The organism is Microcella humidisoli, assembly GCF_024362325.1.
Lineage (GTDB): Bacteria > Actinomycetota > Actinomycetes > Actinomycetales > Microbacteriaceae > Microcella > Microcella humidisoli.
This window is the reverse complement of sequence record NZ_CP101497.1, coordinates 1,550,178-1,571,746: the sequence shown is the minus strand read 5'-3', so window position 1 is coordinate 1,571,746 and position 21,569 is coordinate 1,550,178. Positions and strand designations below refer to the sequence as shown.

The 21,569-nt window shown below is 66.9% G+C and carries 27 protein-coding genes; 13 read left to right on the top strand and 14 right to left on the bottom strand.

Annotated elements, in window-relative coordinates:
- Positions 1 to 30 precede the first annotated feature (30 nt).
- From NNL39_RS07610 to NNL39_RS07600, 3 genes are read left to right on the top strand one after another with little or no spacing between them, the layout of a single operon-like run.
- The gene (locus tag NNL39_RS07610) at positions 31 to 1,158 is read left to right on the top strand and encodes a PucR family transcriptional regulator (protein ID WP_255158536.1); all 1,128 of its coding nucleotides are present in this window, start codon (positions 31 to 33) and stop codon (positions 1,156 to 1,158) included.
- 37 nt (positions 1,159 to 1,195) lie between these two features.
- Positions 1,196 to 1,474 carry a MarR family transcriptional regulator gene (locus NNL39_RS07605; protein WP_255158535.1) on the top strand — a complete coding sequence of 93 codons (279 nt, stop codon included), beginning with the start codon at positions 1,196 to 1,198 and terminating at the stop codon, positions 1,472 to 1,474.
- 37 nt (positions 1,475 to 1,511) lie between these two features.
- The gene (locus tag NNL39_RS07600) at positions 1,512 to 1,652 is read left to right on the top strand and encodes a hypothetical protein (RefSeq protein WP_255158533.1); all 141 of its coding nucleotides are present in this window, start codon (positions 1,512 to 1,514) and stop codon (positions 1,650 to 1,652) included.
- A 5-nt stretch (positions 1,653 to 1,657) separates the two neighbouring features.
- Here the strand turns inward: NNL39_RS07600 and NNL39_RS07595 are convergent, their stop codons facing one another.
- Positions 1,658 to 1,927 (bottom strand): SHOCT domain-containing protein, encoded by a 270-nt coding sequence (locus tag NNL39_RS07595; RefSeq protein WP_255158531.1) that lies wholly within the window; start codon positions 1,925 to 1,927, stop codon positions 1,658 to 1,660.
- 2 nt (positions 1,928 to 1,929) lie between these two features.
- The gene (locus tag NNL39_RS07590) at positions 1,930 to 2,400 is read right to left on the bottom strand and encodes a DUF6325 family protein (RefSeq protein WP_255158529.1); all 471 of its coding nucleotides are present in this window, start codon (positions 2,398 to 2,400) and stop codon (positions 1,930 to 1,932) included.
- Between the two features lie 134 nt (positions 2,401 to 2,534).
- On the opposite strand from NNL39_RS07590, the gene NNL39_RS07585 reads away from it, so the two are divergent.
- Genes NNL39_RS07585 through NNL39_RS07575 form a run of 3 tightly spaced genes read left to right on the top strand, consistent with a single transcriptional unit; the run spans position 2,535 to position 4,076 of the window.
- The gene (locus NNL39_RS07585; protein ID WP_255158527.1) at positions 2,535 to 2,897 is read left to right on the top strand and encodes an iron chaperone; all 363 of its coding nucleotides are present in this window, start codon (positions 2,535 to 2,537) and stop codon (positions 2,895 to 2,897) included.
- Between the two features lie 41 nt (positions 2,898 to 2,938).
- Positions 2,939 to 3,493, top strand: coding sequence for an RNA polymerase sigma factor (locus NNL39_RS07580; RefSeq protein WP_255158524.1), 555 nt, complete (start codon positions 2,939 to 2,941; stop codon positions 3,491 to 3,493).
- Positions 3,480 to 4,076 (top strand): hypothetical protein, encoded by a 597-nt coding sequence (locus NNL39_RS07575; protein ID WP_255158521.1) that lies wholly within the window; start codon positions 3,480 to 3,482, stop codon positions 4,074 to 4,076. Before NNL39_RS07580 ends, NNL39_RS07575 begins: the two co-directional genes overlap by 14 nt.
- Before the next feature lie 5 nt (positions 4,077 to 4,081).
- Here NNL39_RS07575 and NNL39_RS07570 read toward each other — a convergent pair whose 3' ends face one another.
- Complete coding sequence (locus NNL39_RS07570; protein ID WP_255158519.1) at positions 4,082 to 4,657, bottom strand: DoxX family protein; 576 nt, start codon at positions 4,655 to 4,657, stop codon at positions 4,082 to 4,084.
- A gap of 136 nt (positions 4,658 to 4,793) precedes the next feature.
- On the opposite strand from NNL39_RS07570, the gene NNL39_RS07565 reads away from it, so the two are divergent.
- The 4 genes from NNL39_RS07565 (at position 4,794) to NNL39_RS07550 (ending at position 9,460) form a co-directional block, all read left to right on the top strand.
- Positions 4,794 to 5,189 (top strand): phage holin family protein, encoded by a 396-nt coding sequence (locus NNL39_RS07565; protein WP_255158516.1) that lies wholly within the window; start codon positions 4,794 to 4,796, stop codon positions 5,187 to 5,189.
- Between the two features lie 128 nt (positions 5,190 to 5,317).
- Positions 5,318 to 5,911 carry a PadR family transcriptional regulator gene (locus NNL39_RS07560; protein WP_255158513.1) on the top strand — a complete coding sequence of 198 codons (594 nt, stop codon included), beginning with the start codon at positions 5,318 to 5,320 and terminating at the stop codon, positions 5,909 to 5,911.
- A 72-nt stretch (positions 5,912 to 5,983) separates the two neighbouring features.
- Entirely contained in the window at positions 5,984 to 7,606 is a 1,623-nt protein-coding gene (locus tag NNL39_RS07555) for an ABC1 kinase family protein (protein WP_255160913.1), read from the top strand.
- A gap of 30 nt (positions 7,607 to 7,636) precedes the next feature.
- A complete protein-coding gene (locus NNL39_RS07550) occupies positions 7,637 to 9,460 on the top strand; it encodes a DUF2207 domain-containing protein (protein ID WP_255158511.1) in 1,824 nt (607 codons plus the stop codon).
- Here the strand turns inward: NNL39_RS07550 and NNL39_RS07545 are convergent.
- The 7 genes from NNL39_RS07545 to NNL39_RS07515 are packed head-to-tail and all read right to left on the bottom strand — an operon-like array spanning position 9,457 to position 14,143.
- Positions 9,457 to 10,710, bottom strand: a complete 1,254-nt coding sequence (locus tag NNL39_RS07545; RefSeq protein ID WP_255158509.1) for an RNA polymerase sigma factor — start codon at positions 10,708 to 10,710, stop codon at positions 9,457 to 9,459. The genes NNL39_RS07550 and NNL39_RS07545 overlap by 4 nt on opposite strands.
- Positions 10,711 to 10,731: 21 nt before the next feature.
- Entirely contained in the window at positions 10,732 to 11,094 is a 363-nt protein-coding gene (locus NNL39_RS07540) for a YciI family protein (protein ID WP_255158507.1), read from the bottom strand.
- 31 nt (positions 11,095 to 11,125) lie between these two features.
- Positions 11,126 to 11,539, bottom strand: coding sequence for a DUF1761 domain-containing protein (locus NNL39_RS07535; protein ID WP_255158505.1), 414 nt, complete (start codon positions 11,537 to 11,539; stop codon positions 11,126 to 11,128).
- A 56-nt stretch (positions 11,540 to 11,595) separates the two neighbouring features.
- Positions 11,596 to 12,180: a VanZ family protein gene (locus tag NNL39_RS07530; protein ID WP_255158503.1), complete on the bottom strand. Its 585-nt coding sequence runs from the start codon at positions 12,178 to 12,180 to the stop codon at positions 11,596 to 11,598.
- 16 nt (positions 12,181 to 12,196) lie between these two features.
- A complete protein-coding gene (locus NNL39_RS07525) occupies positions 12,197 to 12,610 on the bottom strand; it encodes a DUF1801 domain-containing protein (RefSeq protein ID WP_255158501.1) in 414 nt (137 codons plus the stop codon).
- Between the two features lie 28 nt (positions 12,611 to 12,638).
- Positions 12,639 to 13,163 (bottom strand): hypothetical protein, encoded by a 525-nt coding sequence (locus tag NNL39_RS07520; protein ID WP_255158499.1) that lies wholly within the window; start codon positions 13,161 to 13,163, stop codon positions 12,639 to 12,641.
- A gap of 5 nt (positions 13,164 to 13,168) precedes the next feature.
- Complete coding sequence (locus tag NNL39_RS07515; RefSeq protein ID WP_255158497.1) at positions 13,169 to 14,143, bottom strand: hypothetical protein; 975 nt, start codon at positions 14,141 to 14,143, stop codon at positions 13,169 to 13,171.
- 59 nt (positions 14,144 to 14,202) lie between these two features.
- Here NNL39_RS07515 and NNL39_RS07510 point away from each other — a divergent pair, with 59 nt between their 5' ends.
- Both NNL39_RS07510 and NNL39_RS07505 read left to right on the top strand, forming a co-directional pair.
- Positions 14,203 to 14,430, top strand: coding sequence for a hypothetical protein (locus NNL39_RS07510; RefSeq protein WP_255158495.1), 228 nt, complete (start codon positions 14,203 to 14,205; stop codon positions 14,428 to 14,430).
- 58 nt (positions 14,431 to 14,488) lie between these two features.
- The gene (locus NNL39_RS07505; protein ID WP_255158493.1) at positions 14,489 to 14,947 is read left to right on the top strand and encodes a hypothetical protein; all 459 of its coding nucleotides are present in this window, start codon (positions 14,489 to 14,491) and stop codon (positions 14,945 to 14,947) included.
- A 246-nt stretch (positions 14,948 to 15,193) separates the two neighbouring features.
- Here the strand turns inward: NNL39_RS07505 and NNL39_RS07500 are convergent, their stop codons facing one another.
- The gene (locus NNL39_RS07500; protein WP_255158491.1) at positions 15,194 to 17,341 is read right to left on the bottom strand and encodes an ATP-dependent nuclease; all 2,148 of its coding nucleotides are present in this window, start codon (positions 17,339 to 17,341) and stop codon (positions 15,194 to 15,196) included.
- Positions 17,342 to 17,491: 150 nt separating this feature from the next.
- Between NNL39_RS07500 and NNL39_RS07495 the strand changes: the two genes are divergently transcribed.
- The gene (locus NNL39_RS07495; protein ID WP_255158488.1) at positions 17,492 to 18,142 is read left to right on the top strand and encodes a hypothetical protein; all 651 of its coding nucleotides are present in this window, start codon (positions 17,492 to 17,494) and stop codon (positions 18,140 to 18,142) included.
- Positions 18,143 to 18,651: 509 nt separating this feature from the next.
- Here NNL39_RS07495 and NNL39_RS07490 read toward each other — a convergent pair.
- The 3 genes from NNL39_RS07490 to NNL39_RS07480 form a co-directional block, all read right to left on the bottom strand.
- A complete protein-coding gene (locus NNL39_RS07490) occupies positions 18,652 to 19,482 on the bottom strand; it encodes a WD40/YVTN/BNR-like repeat-containing protein (RefSeq protein WP_255158486.1) in 831 nt (276 codons plus the stop codon).
- Between the two features lie 23 nt (positions 19,483 to 19,505).
- Positions 19,506 to 20,093: a DUF305 domain-containing protein gene (locus NNL39_RS07485; protein ID WP_255158485.1), complete on the bottom strand. Its 588-nt coding sequence runs from the start codon at positions 20,091 to 20,093 to the stop codon at positions 19,506 to 19,508.
- Between the two features lie 494 nt (positions 20,094 to 20,587).
- Positions 20,588 to 21,565, bottom strand: a complete 978-nt coding sequence (locus NNL39_RS07480) for an alpha/beta fold hydrolase (protein ID WP_255158483.1) — start codon at positions 21,563 to 21,565, stop codon at positions 20,588 to 20,590.
- Positions 21,566 to 21,569 lie beyond the last annotated feature (4 nt).

Sequence of the window (21,569 nt, the reverse complement as noted above, 5' to 3'; positions counted from 1 at the left end):
GTTAATCGCAGGCCGCGTAGGGTCATCTGCGTGAGCATCGATGTGCCGGAACCCCCTGCGCAATGGACGGGTGAGGCAGGCCTGCGGTACGTCAACCGCGGGATGCGAACGCTACTGCTCGCGAGCACGCGGGGCGGCTCGGCGGCGACGCTGGCTGAGCTCTCTCGTCTCGTCCGCGGCTGGTCGGTGCTGTTCGATGCCCACGGCACCGTGGTCGACGCGGCCGGCGCCGGAGTCGTGCACCGCGATGACGCTCGGCGCGCTGCGTTCGGCCCTACCCGGGCGATCCGTCACACGGGGCTCAGCGTGCACCCGATCGGTGGCGACAGCGCGCCGCGCGGTTTCCTCGTGGTCGCGACCCGGCCGCAGCACATCGCGGTCGCGCGCGAGCTCGCCTCCATCACCGCCGAGCTGCTGACGCACGTTTTCTTCCCCCGCGCTGACGGGCGCCTCGAGCCGATCGCGCGCGCCGACGCCATCGACATCCTGCTCTCGAGCGATGCCGCTCTCGCCGGTCGGGTGGCACGCCGGTGGTCGCTGCACTCGACCGACGCCGTCGTGAGCGTCGTGCGAGCCCGATCACGGGGCGTGCGCCTCGAGAATCACGTGCTCGACTGGCTCGACGACTGCGCGCTGCCGCCGCTCGCGACGACCCGGGGCGATGACGTCATCGCGGTGCTGATGCCCGATGCGGTCGACGTCTGGCGGGCCCGCGTCGAGCTCGGCCACGAGCGTGACGGGGTGCCCGTGCGATGCGGCGTCGGCGGCGCGGCTGAACTCGGCGAACTCGACCGCAGCCACCGCCAAGCGGTGCAGGCGCTTTCGAGCGGCATGGCCAGTCGCGCGCCGTTCGTCGCCTTCGACGAGGGGGCGGTGCTGCGCACCGTCTTGAGCAACCTGACGGGTGCGGCGCAGCGAGACCTCACCGATGTGCTCGTGCCGCTCGACGACGCCGACCCCGTACTGCGCGCCACGCTCGAGATCTTCCTCAGCGAGAACGGCAGCTGGGAGGCAGCGGCGACTCGCCTCGGCGTGCACCGCCACACCGTGCGCAACCGCATCGCCCGCATCGAAGAGCTCAGCGGGCTCGATCTCGATCGCGTCGACGACCGCGTTCTCGCGTGGCTCGCTCTCTCGGCGCGCAATACGGGCAGCTGAGGATCACGGGTTCTGCGATGCCTGACACAATGGCGGCATGTCGTCGTGGACCTTCCTGACCCACCATGCGCACGTGCTGCTCGAGGTCGCGAAAAACCCCGATGCCACCGTGCAGCAGCTGGCCGATGAGGTCGGCATCTCGACGCGCTCGACCGTGACGATCCTCGGCGACCTCGTCGACACGGGATATCTCGAGCGTGAGCGCCGCGGGCGGCGCAACCACTACGCGGTGGTGCCGACCGCCCCGCTGCGGCACCCCTCGAACGCCGGCCACACCGTCGGCGAGCTCATCAGCGCCCTCGCCGAACTGCGCTGAGCCCCGAGACCCGCGCTCGCGCCGATAGGCTCGCCCCATGTCTGATCACGACGACCGCCCGGTGGGCTTCCTCGGCAAGCTGCGCAGCATGAAGGTCATCACCTGGGTGCTCATCATCGGCCTCGTGGCCATCACGCTGAGCGGCACGACGCTGCTGTTCGTGCTGCTCGGCAGCTAGGCGCCTCAGCCCAGGATCACGGCCTTCTTCGCCTCGAACTCTTCGGGCGTCAGGATGCCCGCGTCACGCAATTCTCCGAGCTGCTTCAGCTGCTCGAGTTTCGCGCCCATGTCGTTCGCCGGCGGGGCGGGCGCGGCAGCGGGCGCGGGGGCCGGAGCGGCCGCAGCCGGCGCCGCGGCGGTCTGCTGAGCCCACTGGGCCTGCTGGCGGCGCGAGACCTTGTTGTGCACCGAGCTGGCGACGGCGGCGTGGGTGGCGGTGCGGAGCAGTCTCATGGTCAGTCCTTCTCGGTCGTCGACGACGCGGTCGCGTCGGGCTCAGTGGAATCGATGGCGGCGACGAGCGCCTCGACCTCGATGGGCCCTTCGGCCAGCAGCACGGCGCCCTCGTTCTCCCACGCGAGGAGTGCCGAGATCATCGACAGCTCTTCGTAGATGACGACGACGGCGACGCTGCCGGGCGACATCGCCTGGCCGATCTCGTGGATGTCGTCGTCTTCCAGCAGGTACGAGGCCGCGCCGTCGAAGAATCCCATGTCGACGCCGTCGATCTCGCCGAGGTCGTGGGCGGGCACCGTGACCACGTGCCCGTCGGCACTCTTGCTGAGGAACTCGATGTCGAGCACGAGGATGCGCGCGGCATCCGACAGCTCGACGATGCGGCGGAAGCCCGCCCCCGTGACGTGGCCGTCAGGAAACTCGATGACCAGGTAGTCGATCGGTCCGAGGCGTTCTGTGGTCTGGGCCATCGTTGCTCCATCTGCTCGGGCCGCCGCTCGCGGGCTGGTGCCGCTCACTGTAGCGAGGCGCGGCACGCGGCAGAAGTGCTTCTCGATGAACGCTCAGGCGTGACACGGTCGTGGGGCTGCGCCACGATGGGGCGATGCAGCCCGTCACCGATCTCATCGCGGGGCTCGACGAGCCCGCGCGCTCCGTGCTCGAGGGCTGGCGCTCGCGCGCGCTCGAACTCGTCCCCGACGCCCTCGAGGGCGTCTCGTACGGCATGCCGGCACTGCTGCACCGCGGCAAAGGGCTCGTCGCCGTCGCGGTCACGGCGTCGGGCTACTCGCTCTATCCGTTCAGCGGGCAGGTGATCGCCGCGCTCGGGGACGCGCTCGGCGACCTGCCGCGCTCGAAGGGCGCTGTCTCGTTCACCGACGCCCGCCCGCTACCGCGTTCCGCGTTCGACGCGATCGTGCGGGCGCGCCGCGACGAGATCGATGCGGCACTCGACCGAACGAGCTGAAATCCGCTGCGCGGTGCCGGACATGGTGCAGTGTGAGAGCCGTGACCGATGCCGTGCGCGAGCAGCGCTTCCGCACGATCGCCGAGCTCGTGGTCGAGCCCGTGCGGCGCTATCTGGCGCGCCGCACCGACGCCGCGACGGCCGACGAGGTGCTCAACGAGACCCTGCTCGTGTGCTGGCGTCGACTCGACGAGGTGCCGGCCGGCGACGAGGCGGTGCCCTGGGCGATCGTCGTGGCCCGCAACCTGCTCGCCAACGCGCAGCGGGCCGAGCGGCGCCGAACCCGGCTGGTGGGCAAGATCATCGCGCTCGATCCGCCCGAGTCGGTGGTCGAGTACACGCTCGACGGCGGCGATCCGATCGCGGTGCGGGATGCCCTCACCCGGTTGCGCCGCGACGACGCCGAGCTGCTGCGGCTGTGGGCCTGGGACGGCCTCGAGTCTCCGCAGCTGGCGACCGTGCTCGGCATCAGCGCGAACGCCGCGGCGATCCGACTGCACCGGGCGAAAGCGCGCCTGAAGACCGAACTGATGAAATCCGCACCGCCTGCCGGACATGTCGAAGCAGAGGAAGGGAGCACCGATGCACGACGATGACCGCTCGCTGCGTGACCAGTTGCGCGGCGCCGACCCGGCGCGCGATCTGGCTCCCCTCCCCCCGACGTGGCTCGACCACAGGATGGAGCAGATCATGACCGACACCACCACCCCCTCGGTGCCCGCGCGCAGCGCTCGCCGCACCTGGATTCCGATCGCGGGAGTCGCCGCGGCTCTCGCCATCGGCGCCGCGATCGCCGTTCCACTCGCGATCGGCGGCACGCCGACCGTCGAGCCGCTCGCTCTGCCTGAGGGCGGCGGGCTCGCCAGCGGCAGCTGCCTGACCGTGGACGCCGCAGGGCTGCTCGCTCAAGAGCAAGCCTTCGCCGCGCGGGTACTGACCGTCGAAGGCGACATCGTGACCTTCGAGGTGACCGAGCGTTTCGCGGGCGACGTCGCTGACCGAATCACGGTGCCGCAGGTCGACGAGCTGACAACGAGCACCGACTTCTCACTCGAGCCCTTTGCTGCCGGCGACAGCTACCTCGTCACGGCGACCGACGGCACCATCAGTGCATGCGGACTCAGCGGCCCCGACACCCCCGAGCTGCGCGCCCTGTTTGTTGAGGCCTTCGGCGGCTAGATGCTCTAGATCAGCCAGCGGGCCTGCCGCACGAGCGCGAGTCGCTTCCACGGCAGGCCCGCTCCCCACGTGTCGCCCGCGTGCGTGACGGCGATGACGGTGAGCGACAGCGCGTAGATGACGTGGTAGTTGACGATCGGGTTGGTCGAGCCCGCATCCATGCCGATCGGCCACTCGGCCAGGTACATGGCGAGCAAGACGAACGACCCGATCACGGCGCTCACGCGCAGCCCGATGCCGAGCATGACCGCGAGGCCGATGCCGAACACCGCGAGCATGAACAGCACGTCGGATGCGGGGCTCGCGATCGCCGCGAAGAACGGCTTGAGCGGCCCGACGACGGCGTCGCCCAGCAGGAAGCCCTGGCTCGGCGTGCCGCCATTCACCCAGGCCCGCTCGGCGGGCGTGGAGTAGCCGAGCCCGAAGGTCTTGTCGAGGAAGGCCCAGAGGAAGATGAAGCCGGTAGCGAGTCGCAGCACGGCGAGCACGCGTCGGGCGACATCGGACCGCACGATGTCGAGCTGCGTCGCGGGGCGGGATTCGGTGGTGCGGGGAACGGTCGTTGCGGGCTCGGTAGTCATGGAGTGTCCTCAGCGGTCGGCGGGCAGATGAGCCGCTGCCGAGGTCTGGGGCAACTGGCCGAACGGTAGCACGCGGGCGCGTCGCCCGGGTATAGCGTGTTCGCACCTGCCCTCACCCCGTCGAAAGGTGCCCGACATGCTCCGGTTCCTCATCCGTCTCGCGATCTACGTCGGCACGGCCGCGCTCGCCCTGCTCATCACCTCGTGGATCCTCCCCGGGTTCGGGCTCTCGCTCTCGGGGTTCATCGTGGCCGTCGCGGTGTTCGCGCTCGCGCAGAGCATCCTGACCCCGTTCATCGTCAACATGGCGCGCAAGTACGCGCCCGCCGTGCTCGGCGGCATCGGGCTGGTCTCGACGTTCGTGGCGCTGCTGCTCGCGAGCTTCTTCCCCGGCGGCATCACGCTCACCGGCATCGACACGTGGGTGCTCGCGAGCCTCATCGTGTGGCTCATCACGGCGCTCGGCGGATGGCTGCTGCCGCTGCTCCTCCTGCGCGGCAAGCTCGCCGACCCGGGCCCGGCCAAGAAGTAGCCCGACTCAGGGGGCGGTCAGCGCGCACCGATGCGGCCGTCGGCGCGCATCCAGGTGGCGTGCGTACTGTGAGAGCGCGTGAGGGACGCCGTTCGACGCTCCCCCGCCATCGCGTGAAGGGAACCGCTATGCGCAGCTCATCCTCCTCCTCCGGCTTCGACATTCGTGAGGCCGTCGAGAACCTCCGCGAGGCCTTCACGCCGCGCGGCAGCAGCGGCTCGGGTTCGGCGCACCCCGACCTGCGCACGGCCATCCTGACCGCGCTCGCCCACGAGGCGAAGAACGGCCACCAGATCATGCAGGCCATCGGTGCCGCGAGCGGCGGCGCCTGGATGCCCACCGCGAGCCAGGTGTACCCGATGCTGCAGCAGCTCGCCGACGAGGGTCTCATCAGCACCCAGCACGACGGCGAGCGCACCGTCTACACGCTCACCGATGCGGGCCGCGAGGCCGCGGCCGCCGCGAGCGCCGAGCCGCACGGCACCGAGCGCGAGGGCTGGTCGCGCCCTGACTGGGGCATGAGCGACTTCACCGACCGCATGAGCGGGCGCTGGAACGACCACTGGAACGAGCGCACGGCGGCGGTGCCGCGCGCGGGCGCGAAGCTCGCCCAGGCCGCCGCGCAGGTGACGCAGAGCGGCACGCGCGAGCAGCAGGAGCGCGCCGCCGCCCTGCTCGACCAGACGCGCAAGGCGCTGTACGCCATCCTCGCCGAAGACTAGAACGTGCCGACCGAGGGCGCGAACCGCGCTCCGACGACCGATCCGGCCCTGACGGCCCGCTACCGCCGCATCATGCGCTTCGCGGCGCGCGCCCTGGCGCAAGCCTGGTGGTTCGAGCTCGTGCTGCCGCGGTTCGGCCTGGCGCGCTTTGCGGCGCGCGGGCGCATCCGTCGCCTGCAGAAGCTCGCGCGACGGTTCCACGACCTCGCCGCCGACCTCGGCGGGCTCATGATCAAGGTCGGGCAGTTCCTGTCGTCGCGCCTCGACATCCTGCCGCCCGAGATCACGCGCGAGCTCGAGGGGCTGCAAGACGAAGTGGCTCCCGAGTCGTTCGCGCGCATCGTCGAGCAGATCGAGCGCGAGCTCGGCATCCCGCTCGATCGCGCTTTCGCCAGCATCGAGACCGAGCCGATCGCGGCGGCCTCGCTGGGCCAGGCGCACCGCGCGCGGCTCTCCCCCGGCATCGCCGCCGACCTCGGGTTCGAGCAGGTGGTCGTCAAGGTGCTGCGGCCCGGCATCGAGCAGATCGTCGAGGTGGACCTCGCCGCCCTGCGTCGCGTGGGCCGCTGGCTCTCGCGCGTCAAGCTCGTCAACCGCCGGGCCGACGCGCCCGCGCTCGTCGAAGAGTTCGCGACGACGAGCCTCGAAGAGATCGACTACGTGCATGAGGCGATCAACGTCGAGCGCTTCGCGGGCGACTTCGCCGACGACCCCCGCGTCGGCACCCCCGTCGTCGTGTGGGAGCGCAGTGCGCGCCGCGTGCTCACCCTCAGCGACGTGACCGCGATCAAGATCTCCGACGTGGCAGCGCTGCAGGCCGCGGGCATCGACCCGAACGCGGTCGCCGCCGAGCTCGCGCGCGCGACTTTCGAGCAGATCTTCGTCGCCGGCTTCTTCCACGCCGACCCGCACCCGGGCAACATCTTCGTCACCCCGAGCGCCGAGCACGGCTTCACCCTCACCTACATCGACTTCGGCATGATGGGCGAGATCACCGACGAGCTGCGCACGGGCCTGCAGCAGTTCATCTTCGCCGTGGCCGCACGCGACGCCCGCGGTTGGGTCGTCGCGACCCAGCGGCTTGGCGTGCTGCTGCCGAGCGCCGACACCGTCGAGCTCGAGCGCGCCATCACTGCCCTCTTCGACCGCTTCGGCGGCATGGGCGTGGCCGAGCTGACGCGCATCGACCCGCGCGAGCTCGAGCAGTTCGCGCTGCAGTTCAGCGAACTCGTGCGCACCCTGCCGTTCCAGCTGCCCGAGAACTACCTGCTGCTGGTGCGCACCATCTCGCTCATCTCGGGCGTCACGAGCGCACTCAACCGCGACTTCAACATGTGGGACGCCGTCGACCCCTTCGCCCGCACCCTGCTCAACGGCGGCGGCGCCTCGACCCTGCGCTCGGTCGGCCGCGAGGGCGTCGCCATCCTCTCGGCGCTCGCGCGCCTGCCGCAACGGGTGGATGCTCTCGCCACGCGCCTCGACCGCGGCGAGCTCGCCACCCGCAGCCCCGAAGTCGAGCAGCGGCTGCGGGTGCTCGATGGCAGCGTGCGCCGCGCGACCTCGGCGATCCTCTTCGCGGCGCTCCTCATCGGCGGCATCCTGCTACGCCCCAGTGATGAGGTGCTCAGCTGGGTGCTGCTCGGCGCCTCGGCACTGCCCCTGCTGCACGTCGTGCTGCCCTGGCGCCTGCGGTAGCCCGGCGCGCGCGTCGCTAGGGTTGGCCGCATGCGCACACCCGCTCGGCTCGCCCTCGCCCTCACGCTCGCAGCCGGCGTCGCCCTCGCGCTCGCCCCGAGCGCAGCCCTGGCCGACACGAGCGACTTCACCTTCGACTCGTTCGACGCCGAGTACACGCTCAGCCGCGAGGCCGACGGCACCGCGACCCTGCAGGTCGTCGAGACGATCGTCGCCCGTTTCCCCGAGTTCGACCAGAACCGCGGCATCATCCGGGCGATCCCCGACGACTACGACGGCGTGCCGCTCAACACGCAGGTCATCAGTGTCGTCGACGAGAACGGCGACCCGGTGCCCTACGAGTCGGCGTACTCCGGCGAGTTCATCGAGCTCGCGCTCGGCACCGACGACTTCGTGCGCGGCGTGCAGACCTATGTCATCAGCTACACCCAGCAGAACGTCGTGCGCTCGTTCGACGACACCGCGTCCGACGAGTTCTACTGGGATGTCAATGGCACCGCCTGGCAGCAGCCCTTCGGCCGCGTGAGCGCGACGGTGACCCTTGCCCCCGACGTGGCCGAGGCCCTCACCGGCAACGCGGCCTGCTACGTCGGCGCCTTCGGCGAGAACGAGCAGTGCACGATTCAGGATGCGAGCGGCGTGTTCACCGCGAGCGCGACAGACCTCGCCCCCCGCGAGACGGTGACCGTCGCCATCGGTTTCGAACCCGGCACGTTCCTCACCCCCGAGCCAACACCCCCACCCGAGCCGCAAGACGTGCCGTGGTGGATGCACCTGCTCTCGGGCGGAGTCGGCCTCGCGAGCCTGGGCGCACTCGCCGCCGCGATCGTCTCGCGCGTGCGCGCGGGCACGGGTGCGAAGAGTCGCGGAGCGATCATCGCGCAGTACTCCGAACCCGAAGGCATCGACATCGTGCAGTCGGCGCACCTCCTCACTCGACCGGCGAGCGGCATTCCCGCCGCTGTCGTGCGCCTGGCCGTCCGCAAGAATCTGCGCATCCTGGCGTACGCGGTCGATGAGGGCGGGGCGCCCTACACGCTGCAGTACCTCGGCGACGATCGGGCCGACGCGCTCGACCTCGCCCTCCTCGACGCGATCTTCGGCACCGATCGAGTCGCGGGGGCCCTGACCCCCTACGGCGAGTACGACTCGGCGCTCGCGGTGAAGCTCGACACGCTGTCGACGAGTGCGTTGTCGTCGCTCGAGCCGCAGGGCTTCCGGCGCACGCCCTCCGGTCGCGGCTTCGGCTGGCTCATGCTCGCCGCGCAGTGGCTGCTGCAGGCGCTCGCGTTCGGCGCGATCGTCGTGTCGACGGGGCTGTTCCTGAACGTCAGCCCGCTCGCCTTCGTGTCGCTGCTCGTCGCCTTCCTTGCCGGCTTCGCGGCCTTCGGCCTCGCCATCCGGCCCCTGCAGCTCACCGAGAAGGGTCGGGCGGCGAAAGACCAACTCGACGGCCTCAAGCTCTACCTCACGGTCGCCGAAGAGGAGCGGCTGCGCGTGCTGCAGAGCCCGCAGGGTGCCGAGCGCATCGATGTCGGAGACAATCTGCAGCTCGTGAAGCTCTACGAGAAGCTGCTGCCGTGGGCGGTCGTCTGGGGCGTCGAAGACCAGTGGATGCGCGAGCTCGAGGTGCGCGTCGCCGCCACCGACACGGCCCCTGACTGGTTCGTCGGCACCAACGGCTTCGAGGTGGCGCTCTTCACGTCGGCCGTGCGGGGAATGACCGCGACGACGACCGCGCCGGTGTCGAGCTCGTCGTGGTCGGGCAGCGGCGGCGGCAGCTTCTCGGGCGGCTCGTTCGGGGGCGGCTTCTCGGGTGGCGGCGGAGGAGGAGGCGGGGGCGGCGGGCGCTAGCCCGCGGCGGCCGTCTCGGCCGCGCGACGCGCGAGGTGCCGTCGCTCGGCCTCGTTGCTCGTGAGCTCCCGAGCCCGCTCGAAACTGGCGGCCGCGGGTCGACCGGCGCGCGCGAGCAGCTCGCCGCGCGTGGCGTGGAACAAGTGGTAACCGTCGAGGCCGGCGAGCCGGTCGAGCACCGCAAGGCCGGCGAGCGGACCGTCGGCCATCGCAATCGCCACAGCACGGTTGAGGTCAACGACGGGGTTCGGGGCCATACGCCCCAGTTGCGCGTAGAGCTCAGCGATCGCCGACCAATCGGTATCGGCGGCCGTGCGCGCGTTGGCGTGGTGGCCGGCGATGATCGCCTGCACTTGGTAGGGACCCGGCGCCATGCGCGTCATGGCGCTGTGCAGTCGGGCGTTGGCTTCGGTGATGACGTCGAGGTTCCAGCCGGTGCGGTCTTGGTGCTCGAGCAGCACGAGTTCGCCGAGCCCATCGACCCGCGTGCCCGAGCGGGCGTGGTGGTAGAGCTCGAGGGCGAGCAGCCCTTCGGCCTCGGCACTTGCGGGCAACTCGTCGACCACCTGGCGCGTCAGCCGAATGGCCTCGAGCATGAGGTCGACCCGCGTCACGTGCGCGGCGCCGCGCGACAGGTACCCCTCGTTGAAGATCAGATAGAGCACCCGCAGCAGCGCGTCCACGCGCTCGTCGAGATTCGCCGGAATCGTGAGCGGCATGCCCGCCTCGCGAATCTTGCGCTTGGCCCGCACGACGCGCTGCGTGAGCGTGGCCTCGGGCAGCAGGTAGGCGGCCGCGACTTCGGCGGCGGTCAATCCCCCCGCCAGGCGCAGGGTCAGTGCGACCTGCGTGTCACGGTCGAGCGCCGGGTGGCAGCAGAGCAGAAGAAGTCGCAGCCGTTCGTCGCCGAGAGAAGAAGCATCCATGATCAGGTCGTCCTCCTCTTCCGGCTCGGTGGTCGTGTGGTGCGCGGTCAGTTCGGGCGCGGCGTCGTGCAGGCGGCGACGGGATGTCCGGTCTCGCCGTAGTTGGTCGATCAACGTGTTGCGGGCCACCGTGTAGAGCCACGCGGCCGGACTTTCGGGAATGCCCGACTGCCACGCGGTCAGGGCGGTGATGAGGGCATCCTGAACCGCATCATCAGCGGCGTCGAGGTTGGTGAAGCGTCGCGTGAGGAGAGCGAGCACGCGCCCGCTCTCCTCACGCGCCAGCCGGGTGACGGCGTCGGCGATCTCCGCCGAAGTGGTCACGCTGTGGTCACTCAGCGACGGTTACGCCGCGTCGGGCCGGAACGCGACGGGGCGAATCTCGAGCGAGCCCGAGTCCATCGGCAGCTTGCTCGCGAGAGCGATGGCCTCGTCGAGGTTCTCGGCCGAGATCAGGTAGTAGCCGCCGAACTGCTCCTTCGTCTCGGCGAACGGGCCGTCGACGATCTCGGGGGCCTGGCCGGGGCTGCACCGCAGGGTCGTGGCCGAGCTCGTCGGCGCGAGGTTTGCGCCGCTGACCCAGTGGCCGCCCTCGATGAGCATCTGGTTGTAGGCCATCCAGCTGCCCATGAACTCGTCGAAGCCGGGGTCGCCCGGGGCGAGGCGCGGGGAGGACTCGTCGCCGTGGATGAGGATCATGAATTCCATTGTCGTTTCTCTCTTTCTGGGGTGGACGGGATCAGTTGCCGACGAGACCGATGACGAGCGCCATCGTGAGGAGAACAGCGAAGTCGTGCCCGGTGTTGATGAGAAGCAGTTTCACAGAGCGCGACTCGAAGACGGTGGTGATGAGCGCGCGACCCGCCGAGAACGCGAGCCACCCGAACACGGCCGAGTAGAGCGCGGCCTCGAGCAGGCTCACCTGGTTGGCGATCTGCGATGCCGAGCCGATGTAGGCAAGCACGAATGCGCCGAGCAGGTTGACCACGAATGCGATCGGGTACTGCACCGCATCCTTCGCCGCGGGGCGCTCATCGAGCTGCGCGAGGCGCGTCCAGGGCTTGCGGAAGAGAAGGCCGAACCACAGCCAGCCCACCACCATGGCGGCGACGGCGGCTCCGAGAACGGCGAACAGGTTGATGTCGATCGACATGAGGGTCTCTTTCTGAGGCCCGCTCCTTGCGTGCTCTCACTCAGATGACGCGCGGCTCACGACCGATCGACAACCTGAGGAAAAGGTTCTTTCTCAGCGGTCTCGTCGGGGCGTGAGCGCCACCAACGGATCGAGAGCAGCGAGGCGAGAGCCGCACCGAGCGCATTGATGAGCACGTCGTCGATCGACGAGACCCGGCCGACCTGCAGCACGAACTGCAGGGTCTCGACCATGACCGAGAGCCCGGCGGCGACGAGCACGACGACCGCCGGCACCCATCGAGCGCGCGCCAGCCGTAGCCGAATCGGCAGGAAGAACCCGACCGCGGCGAAGGCCAGCAGGTTGCCGACGAGCTGCACGAGCGTGTCGCCGCCGCGCAGCACGTCGAGCAAGTCGCGCAGCGGCACGAGCTGCAGCCCGCCGGCCCCACCCGACGGGGTGAGGATCATCCACAGCCACGGGGCCGTGCCCACGAGCATCCCGATCTCGCTGATGCTCGCGCGCAGCGCCCACGATCGCGACCAGCCCGAGCGCACGCGGGCCCGCACGAGCAGGGCCACGGCGAGAGCGCCGAGCGGCACACCCACGAGCAGGGTGACCAGGATGACCGGGCCGTAGCGCTCTGCGATCGACGTCATCATGGGTGTGGTCTCGCCCTTACGCGGCGGGGGCTCGGTGGTCGATCGCGAGCCAGCTCGTCAGCACGCGCCGCAGCCCCGGTTCTTTCGCGCGAATGTCGTCGGCGTCGGCGAAGGTGATCAGCCCGCGAATGTCGGAGGCCCACTCGACGAGCCCCTCGTCGTCGACGAGCACGGGGGCACCCTTCTTGTCCTCCGGCCGCGTGGCGCCCATGTGCAGCACGAGCTTCACGACGCCCTCCTTGTTGCGCAGGTTCATCGTGATGCGGTCTTCGCCGTCGAGCACGTAGCTCGGGGCGTTCCACTTGACGTGCTCGGTAAGGTCTGGGTCGAGCGACCCGATGATGTCGCGCAGCAGCTGCACCTGCTCGCGCGTCTGGTCGTCGAGCGCGCTCACGAGGTCGGCGACAGACGGCTGCGCGCTCGGGGTCATGGGCTCAGCGTAGAACGACGTGCCGTCATCACGGCGCGGCGGCGGTGGTCGCGTCCAGGCGTGCGAGCTTGCGGATGAGCCGGTGCACGATGAGGAGCGGGATGATGCCGATGATTCCGAACGACATGTCGATGAGCATCCACCCGAAAGGAATGCCGCGCACGCTGCCGGCGATCAGGGCCAACGGAATGACGGCGACGCAGCAGATCATGCCCCACTGGATGATCCAGATGTTGCGCACCGGGTCGCGCAGCGGCCCGATGAACGCGATCGCGATGACGAGGTGCGCGAACGCGAGCCAGTCGGTGCCGTAGGCGAGGAACGGATAGTCGTCGTTCGTGGCGATTAGGGCGTCGCGGATGCGGTCGATCCACGCCATGAACTCGGGGGCGAGCTGCGGGATGGGCGTGGCCCGCAGCAGATCGGAGCCCCAGCGCAACTCTGTCTCCAGCGGAAACGCCGTGATGCCGCTGACCACGAGCGCCACGATGAAGAAGATCAGCCAGGCGCGGATCCACCGCAGGGTTGTGGTGCGCTCGTCGCGAGGGGCCATGGTTGTCATTCTCTCGCGTTCGCAGTGGTGCGGCGGCGAGCCCCGACCCACGCCACGACGAACAACACCGTCGCGAGCGGAACGGTGATGCCGTAGAAGAGCCAGCCCGTCGGGATCGGGTCCGGTGCCGACGTGAGCAGCGCGAACACGGGCGTTGCCACGACCGGGATGACCGCCAGGCGACCCAGGGCACGCCAGGGCGTCGGGCCTGCGAGGGGCTCGGGCGCAGCATCCGTCGGCGCAGATTCGAAACGCCGCGGCGCGGTCGTAATGAGCGCCAGCACTGCCAGCCCCACGAGAGCCGGCCCGACGAGCGTCAGCGGGTTTTCGATGGCGTTGAGCACGGCGAGCGCCGCGAGCAGCAGGAGGGCGGTGAGGGTTCCGGGCAGGCCGGGTGCCGCACGGTGGCGCAGCGCCCACCAGCCGGCGAGGCCCGCGGCGAAGGCGACGGTTGTGACGCCGACGTAGGCCGCGAACTCGCCGATCGAGCTGGTCGCGCCCTCTTCGAAGCGCCAGAAGGCGGCCCATGCGCCGACGGATGCTCCCACCGCCGCGAGCCGCCACACCGAGCCGCGCGCCGGGCGGTCGAGGGTTCGCGGAATCCACCACCACCCCACCAGCACCGTGAATAGTGCGTGCCAGGCGAGGCCCGTCCAGCTGATGGTGAGCGGCAGGTCGTCGATGACGGTCGTCACGATGCCTCCTTCGACGAGCCAGCCGAAGAGCGCCCCGAGCAGCAGGATGCGCCGCCACGCGCCCGGCCCCGTCGCGCTCACGCGCCAGCGCTGCGCCACGAAGCGCACCACCTGCACGGCGAGCCCGTAGGCCACGACCGTGCTCGCGAACCCCAGCACCGAGTCGCCCGGCCGCAGCTTCGCCCAGAACCACGACTCGCTCACCACCACCGTGGCCACGGCGAGAGACGCGGTCGCCGCGAACGAGAGCGCGAGGCGCGCTACGGGGCTGTGGGCGTGTGACATGGTTGCGCGCTTAGTGCCGCCCGCGCGCGCCCATCACCGACCGGCTCCCGCGAAACGCCATGATCGACACCACCGACACGGCCGACAGCACCGCCGCGAAACTCAGAAACGACCCGATCGACAGCACCGAGAACGCCGACCCAATCGAGCCGATCGACCCCACCGACCCCACGCTGCCCACCGACAGCACCGACCCCGAGCTGCCCACCGACAACAGCGAATTTCGCGAACGGATGCTCAGCAACGACCCACTCGACCGGCGACCCTTCGGCATGAGCTCAGAGTAGTTCTGCGGCCTCTGCTACGCCATGGCCTAACGAGCGATGCTCGAAGTATTCTGACCGAATGAAGAGTTCTGAAGCACTGTCGACCCTTGCTGGGATGCTCACGGCGGCGGGCGTGAATCTGGCGAGCCCCTCGGGCGCTGACCTCAGTAAAGCCCTGGCGGTCTTCCGGGACTTTTCGGAGATCCCGGTCGAAGACGTGAACAAGGAAGAGGACGGCGACATGGTTCTTTTCCAGTACGGCACCTACGACTGGGGTTCAGGAGAGTTCTTCGAGTTGGACCTCGTCAGGCAACTCATGCACCCGGGCGAGGACGACGAGGAGGACGACGACGTGATCTTCCAGTTGCATTGCACGTTCCGGTACGTGCCGACCGAGTCGCTGCGCGCCTTCGGGTCTTTCGATCGCTGGATGGCCGCCGGCGACGAAGACACGTTCTGGAACGAGATCCAGGCGATGCCTGCTTTCGGGCTAACGGAAGCGCCTTCGTCTCTGTCCGTCAGCTACGAAGGCGTCTAGACAGGAGGACGCCGCTTGAGGACGGCGCAAGGTTCAGACTTCGCCGGCTGGGTTGAGCGCGGCGTGCGGATCTACCAGGAAGGCCTGTCGCGCATCATGACCGGTGTGCAGCTGGGCCCGATGATCACGCAGAGTTGAAGGCACTCAGACTGGCCAGCTAACGATAATGGCGACTCCAACATCACTGGGGCATCCGAAGCGACGAAGAAATCGACCGAGGCTCAGCCGGTAATGCGGCAGAGGTAGTCACACATCGGCATCCATTAGTGACAAAGTCAACGCCGGATCCTCCTCGAAGATTGCCTTCATGATTGTTCCCAATTCATCCGCGACGGAGTCGGCTCTAGTACCGAGGTCCTCCCGGTATTGCTCAAGTGATTGGCAGCCCGCACAGTACTCGATTGCCTGCTTCACCTTGTCGCGAGATGTCGAACTGCTCGCGTAGTAGTCCTCGATCGCACCGAGCGCCAGAACATGGGTTCGCGTCGGGCGAAGCAAATCGAGTACTTCACGCTTCTTGCTGTCGATTTCGCCGGTTGAGTCCATAAGCGCCACGAGGCGATCGGACTTGTTTCGGTAAGCGAAGAACTGATCCATGGCCTCATGAAGCGCGTATGCACTCTGTTCAGTGCCATCGAGCGCAGCTCGTGCCGTCTCCACCTGGCGCCAGAGACCCCGCGCATCTCCACTTCCGGCGAGCTTCTTCGCTTGGGCCTCGGTCATCTCGGACGAGCTTGGTGAAAGCTGGGCATCCACAAGCTGCAATAGCGCTGCACGAACGGCCGCCGTCTTGTGGTCCGCTTCGAGTTTGTCGAAACCGCCCACGAGCGCATCTAGGTCGCAGATCACGTGCACCGGGATCCCGAACTTCTTGAAGAACGATCGGTAGTTCTGAATGTTGCCTTTTCCATTAGTGCGCGCGAACGCAATGTTCTGTTCAACCGCGTCCCAAGCAGGATTCAGCAGCTTGGCGATGTGCTGGAGAAGCAAAGCGTCACTGTCCCCTTCAACTAGGACAACTTGCTTGGCAAAGAAGCCGATGCTGTTGTTCTCGTGGCAGATGATCTGAAACGCCATCTTGGTAGATAGGTCATCGATCACGATCGGTCGAATCCTCGTGAATGGAACGGACCCGTCTCCCGGGCGAACCTTTTCGAACTTCGTGAACGACTGCGTCGCGTTGGCATCGAAGAAGAGCGGGGAGTGCGTGGTTACCATCACTGGATGCTCTCTGGCGAACACCTCAAGCGCAGAGAAAAGCTGCTTCTGTGCACGTGGATAGAGGTATAGCTCCGGCTCCTCGAATAGAAGCCAGTAGTAGCTCCCTGAGGGACGCGCGCTTGAGATCCCCGAAGAACGGAAGCTTGTGTAGGCCCGCAATACAGCAAAGGCAACTGCTCGCTTGAGGCCATCACCTTTCGTGATGATCGGTCCGTCATGGCCATCATTCGCGGAAATCTCGGCTGATGCCAGGATCGTCTTCATCTTTGGGACCGGTACCGAGATGGTCAGATCCACGTCGGGAAAGCTCTGCCGAACAAAACTGTTGATGAGCCCCTCAACTGCCTTTACTTGGTCGATGCGATCATCAACCACAGCACCGCTGTCATCAAGAACCCGGCTTAGTTTGCGCTGAATCTCCTTGAACTGCTTCTCCACGTCTTCGAACTCGCTCTGCACTTCCTCAAGGAGCAGACCGAGCAACTTCCCGAATGTTGCCGAGTCGGTTGTCTTGACCTCGTCTGACACTTCCTTGACTGCCTCGATGTAGATCGGCTCAGGCAGGAAGTTCTTGATTCCCGCATCGATTCCGGTGCCTAAAGGCTCGTCGCGATACACCAACTCGTCGTCCGAAAGCGTTGCGACCAGTTCGTCCCGAGCCTGCCTGATGGCAGTCTGAGTCGGTTTGGGAGGTAGCACATCATCTAGCTCGGGAATGAGGCCAATGACGGTTTCACGAAGCTCTTCGCCCGACTTGTTTCTCATGGCAGGGTCAAGCACTTCTGACGTCCAGTTCTCGTTCTTTGGTCCCAGCCTCGAAATGAGGAGTTGAGACTTGCCGCCAGGCGCTGGCTCTACCAAACGCACAAGCCTGACACTCCCCCCAACAACGTCAGCACTGAAGCTTGCGCGATGAGCATCGTTCGAGATGCGGGATAGATCGATATCTGAGATCTCGTCTATTTGGACTTCAATCCGAATCGGTAACGACTTGTCAAAGAAGTCAGTTTCGGCAGGCTTTTTGGCACTACCGGGCAAGAAGACAAGGAGCGCCTGGAGCACTGACGACTTACCGGAGTTGTTCTCACCAATGAGACAGCCGAACTGCGAAAGGGGAACGGTAACTTCCTTTAGGCCCTTGTAGTTCTGAACGTGCAGGCTCGAGAGTTTCATTGATTTTCCTCACTTTTCTTTAATTGTGACGATTCCATCGGATTTCGCAAGCATCGGGGAAGCTACGGGTGAACTGAGCTGCTGAAGGTGCCCCGAGCACGAAAGTCGTCGGCTCAAGGCGATGTCGGTGGCATCAACGATGCTGTTTCTGTGATGAAGAAGATCCTGAGTGAGTGGCTTGGCTACTGGCGCTTTCGGCGTGAGCTCGCACAGCTCCAGCGTTCGCAGTTTGCCCGCGACCAGTTCAAGCAGGGATACCTCGTCGGTTACCACAAGGGGCGTCTTCACGAGCGGGTCGGCGCGCTAAACCTCCTCGAGCCCGACCTCGATCCGCCGCACCCGCAGGTCCAGATCGCAAACATTGCGGTCGATGTCGGGATGCGGGACTTGTTGGAGGCGCTCTGGAAGTGGGGCCTCTGGACGCAATTCTCGTGCCAGGGCGACCCAGATAAGTTCGCCCCGCACGAACCTTACGGCCGGGAGTACGCGACGCAGATCGTCTTCAGCACCTTCGACGAGGCAGTCACGTTCACAAAGAAGTCCGCCAGCTTGCTCGGCTTCAAGAACCATTCCGAAGGCGGTTTGGTGCTTCGCACCATGGCTCCCATGGACGGCGAAACAGCGCGTGCTGAAGTTACCTTCTCGCCTCTGTTGTTGCCCGAGATCACGGCATTGTGGGTCGAGTTCGAAAAGACCCCAACGGTGGCGGCGGAGCAGAGCAGCGCGCCTAGGAGAAAACAATCAGGTCAGATGGTGGATGTCGGCCGGCTTGCCGCCGACCAGAAAATCCGACCGGAATAGCGGTGCCCCTGCTACAGGTTTACTCGAACCCCTCGCGCTCTGCTCCCTCACCTCAAGAACTGCTGTTCCGCTCGACAGCTAATGAGCACCAGGATGCTCGCCCCGAACCACGTCGGCGAGCCCGCCAACTTCGAACGCACGGAGCTAAGGCTGTTGTCGGTCGCTACCGCGAGGTCCGCAACATTCGAACCGTCGCTGCAGAGCTACAGCTCTCTCGGTCAACTGTTGCTCGTATCCTCAATGAACACGGCGTCGACGCAACGCGCAGGATGACCACAGCCGAGATCTCCGAGGCGGCCGAACTTTACGAGCAGGGGCTGTCAAGTGGAGTGATCGGCAAGCAGCTCGGATTCGACAATCACACGATCTTGAGGGCCCTGCGTCGGCGTGGAGTACCCATCAGGCCGGCTGCCCACCGGAGGTGAGAATGCGGCTTCACACGCGCAATTTGACTAGACACCGTTCGCTGGTGCACGTGGGGTGCGGCGCTCTGCCGCACCCCACGCAGTTCAGAACTCCGCCATCATCGTCCAGGTCGCTCCGCGATCTTCAGACCTGTGTACGCCCTCGATTCCGGCCACGACGATCGAGCCATCGTTGCCAACGGCCAGGGCATCCGTGAGGGGTGGCGCCAGCCCGATCGGCATCCACGTCACCCCGTCGGGGCTGGTGTGAACATAGCCGTCGACGTCGATTCCGACCAGGAATGCCTCAGTTGACACGCCTGCCGGGCTGGACGCGATCAGAACCAAGAGCGGAGCACTGTCCGTTGCGGTGAACGTCATGCCGTCGTCGGTGCTGACGAGGAGACCCTGCTCCGTCGTTGCGTAGAGACTCTCGGCGTTCGAATCCCAGCTGAGGGAGCGCGCGCCGATCGGCATTCCTGCCGCCCAACTCTGCGCACCGTCCCGACTGACCATGACCTGACCTGTGGCCGAGTCGATGCCGGCCAACGCCATCCCGTCAGACGACTGCGCGATCGTCATGCTGTGAAAATCTACTTCCCCGAGAAGGGAGATCGGCGCGAACTCCCCAGTCGGCACGCTGAGTTCATAGACGCCGATGTTCGGCGGCAGATTCTCGTCGGGTGCCGGGTGGCCGGAGAAGTAGATGGTGTCGCCGAGGCGCGCCATCCCCATCACATCGCCTGCCCATTGACCGATGCGTTCGACCGAACCGTCCGCTGCCACGCTGAGGACTCCGTCATGCGTCGCGACGTAGGCACTTTCGCGCTGCAGGTCGTAGTCCACCGCGTGCACGTGCGACACGACGATGGGGGTCTCCGTCGTGGGGGAAGTGCATCCCGCCAGACCGACGGAAAGGACGGCGGCCGCTGTCACGGCCGCCACTCCTATCCGCCGCATCAGGAGTCGAGCATCGAGCGCATCAGCTCGATCTCCGCAGTCTGGCTGGCGATGATGTTTTCCGCCAGCTCACGCACACCGGGGTGCTCGCCATCATCAAGGACGTCCTCCGCCATCTCGATTGCGCCCTCGTGGTGGACGATCATCTGCTCGAGGAAAAGGTCACCTGCTTCAGGCCCACTGGCGTCCTCGAGTGCCTGCATGTCCTCTTCGGTCATGCCTGCCATGCCGTCCATGCCGCCCATGCCGCCGTGGTCCATGCCGTCCATGCTGTCGCTCATGGCGGGCATGCCCCAGTCGTCGAGCCACTGCTTCATCTGCTCAATCTCGGGGCCCTGGGCGGCCTTGATTTGCTCTGCCAGCTCTACGACCTCGGGATCGACTCCCGACTTGGCAAGCAGGATGTCGCTCATCTCGATGGCTCCCTCGTGGTGGGGGATCATCATCTGCACAAACATGACGTCTGCCATGTTGGCGCCGGAGCTCTCGGGTGGCTCTGTGGTGGTCGAGCATGCAGCGAGCCCCATCACGGTGATCAGGGCGAAGGCACCAGACGCGAGCGCGCGGATGCCGAATGGCTTCTTCATGGTTCTACTTCTTTCGTCGGTGTTGGTTATTCGGTCGCAGTGATGACGGCGTGGCTACGCGGTCATCCGGCGGCGAATCACTGACGAATAATGCAGAGTTCCGTGAGCTCAGGCGGGCGCGGATCAGCAAGCCCACGGGGTGTGGTGTCGACCCTCGACACTCCCGGCGCTAGCAGCCCATGACGAAAAGCAACGAGAGGGAGAACCAGGCTGATGACCACAATGAGCGCCAAAAACACACATGCCATCAACAGCCCGGCGTGATCGCCTGCGCAATCCACGCACGTGGAGTTTTCGTCGTCAGAGAAGTTCGCGTCGAGATGAGGAGCGACAGGCGCAGAGTGGTCGTGCTCCAGGGGCACTGCAGATTCAGCGACGGAGCTCGTCACGGTAGTGGAGTGGCCGGCGGGGGTCGAGCCATGAGTGCCCATGGCGATACCGACGACCGCGAACGTCGCGATCAGCAGTACGTACCCCAGGCGCCGAAGCATCTCTCATACCTCCAGGGGGTATGGTCTCACATCTCCCTCACTCGAAATAGCGTATTCGCTGAGAACAGAGCTCACGATCGACGCACAACGCTCCGGGTCGCTCAGGGGCAAACGATGACCGCCGGGCAGGCGTGTCGCGGTGATGTTCGGGTGCGCGCGCTCGAGCTCTTCGGCACGACCGGGAACTTGCACCGGGTCTTTCTCACCGTCAACCAAGCGAACTGGAACGTTGCGCGCAGCCAGATCGACGAGCGCGTCAGACCAGCCAGAATCGCGCACCAGCGAGTCGAAGCCTGCGATGTACCCCGACCAAGTGTGCTCGACCGAGTCCCGGGCGACCGCCACGGGGATCTGCGGGCTGATTGCGATCGCAACCCCGCGAGCCACCGTGCGGTTGTGGCACATCCACTGGCACACCCGCTCGGCGAGCGGACCTTGGGCGAGCAGCGCCTCGAACCAGCCCATATGCCGGATGCGGTCGTTGGCCTCTTCAGCAGAACGATACAGGGGAGCATCGAATGCCACGACTGCCCTCGTCGGTGCGTGTCTCGCGCCCGCCCGGAGCGCCAGGGATGCGCCCATGGAGTGGCCGACGAACACGACGGGCTGAGTATGTAGGTCGAGGGTCCGCAGCACTTCGAGTACAGCATCGACGTGCACCCCCGCATCGACGGTCTCCTGAAGCGCCGGATGGTGAATCGAAGCACCGAATCCGATCGGGTCGATGGCCACGACCCGCGCGCGCTGTCCAATCACGTCATACTTCTCGCCCCAGAATCGTTCGCTCGAGGCGAGGCCCGCGAGAAGCACGACGACCGTCTCGCCCAACCCATACATCCGCACTCCGAGGCCGGCAACCTGGGTGCGCTTGCCGGTACCCGGTCGCCAGAGACGCGCCTCTTGAGAGAGAGCGTGAATGCTCGTCCACAAGAGCGGCGGCACTGCAAGGGCCGCCGCACTGACGACGTGCCACACGTTCATGAGC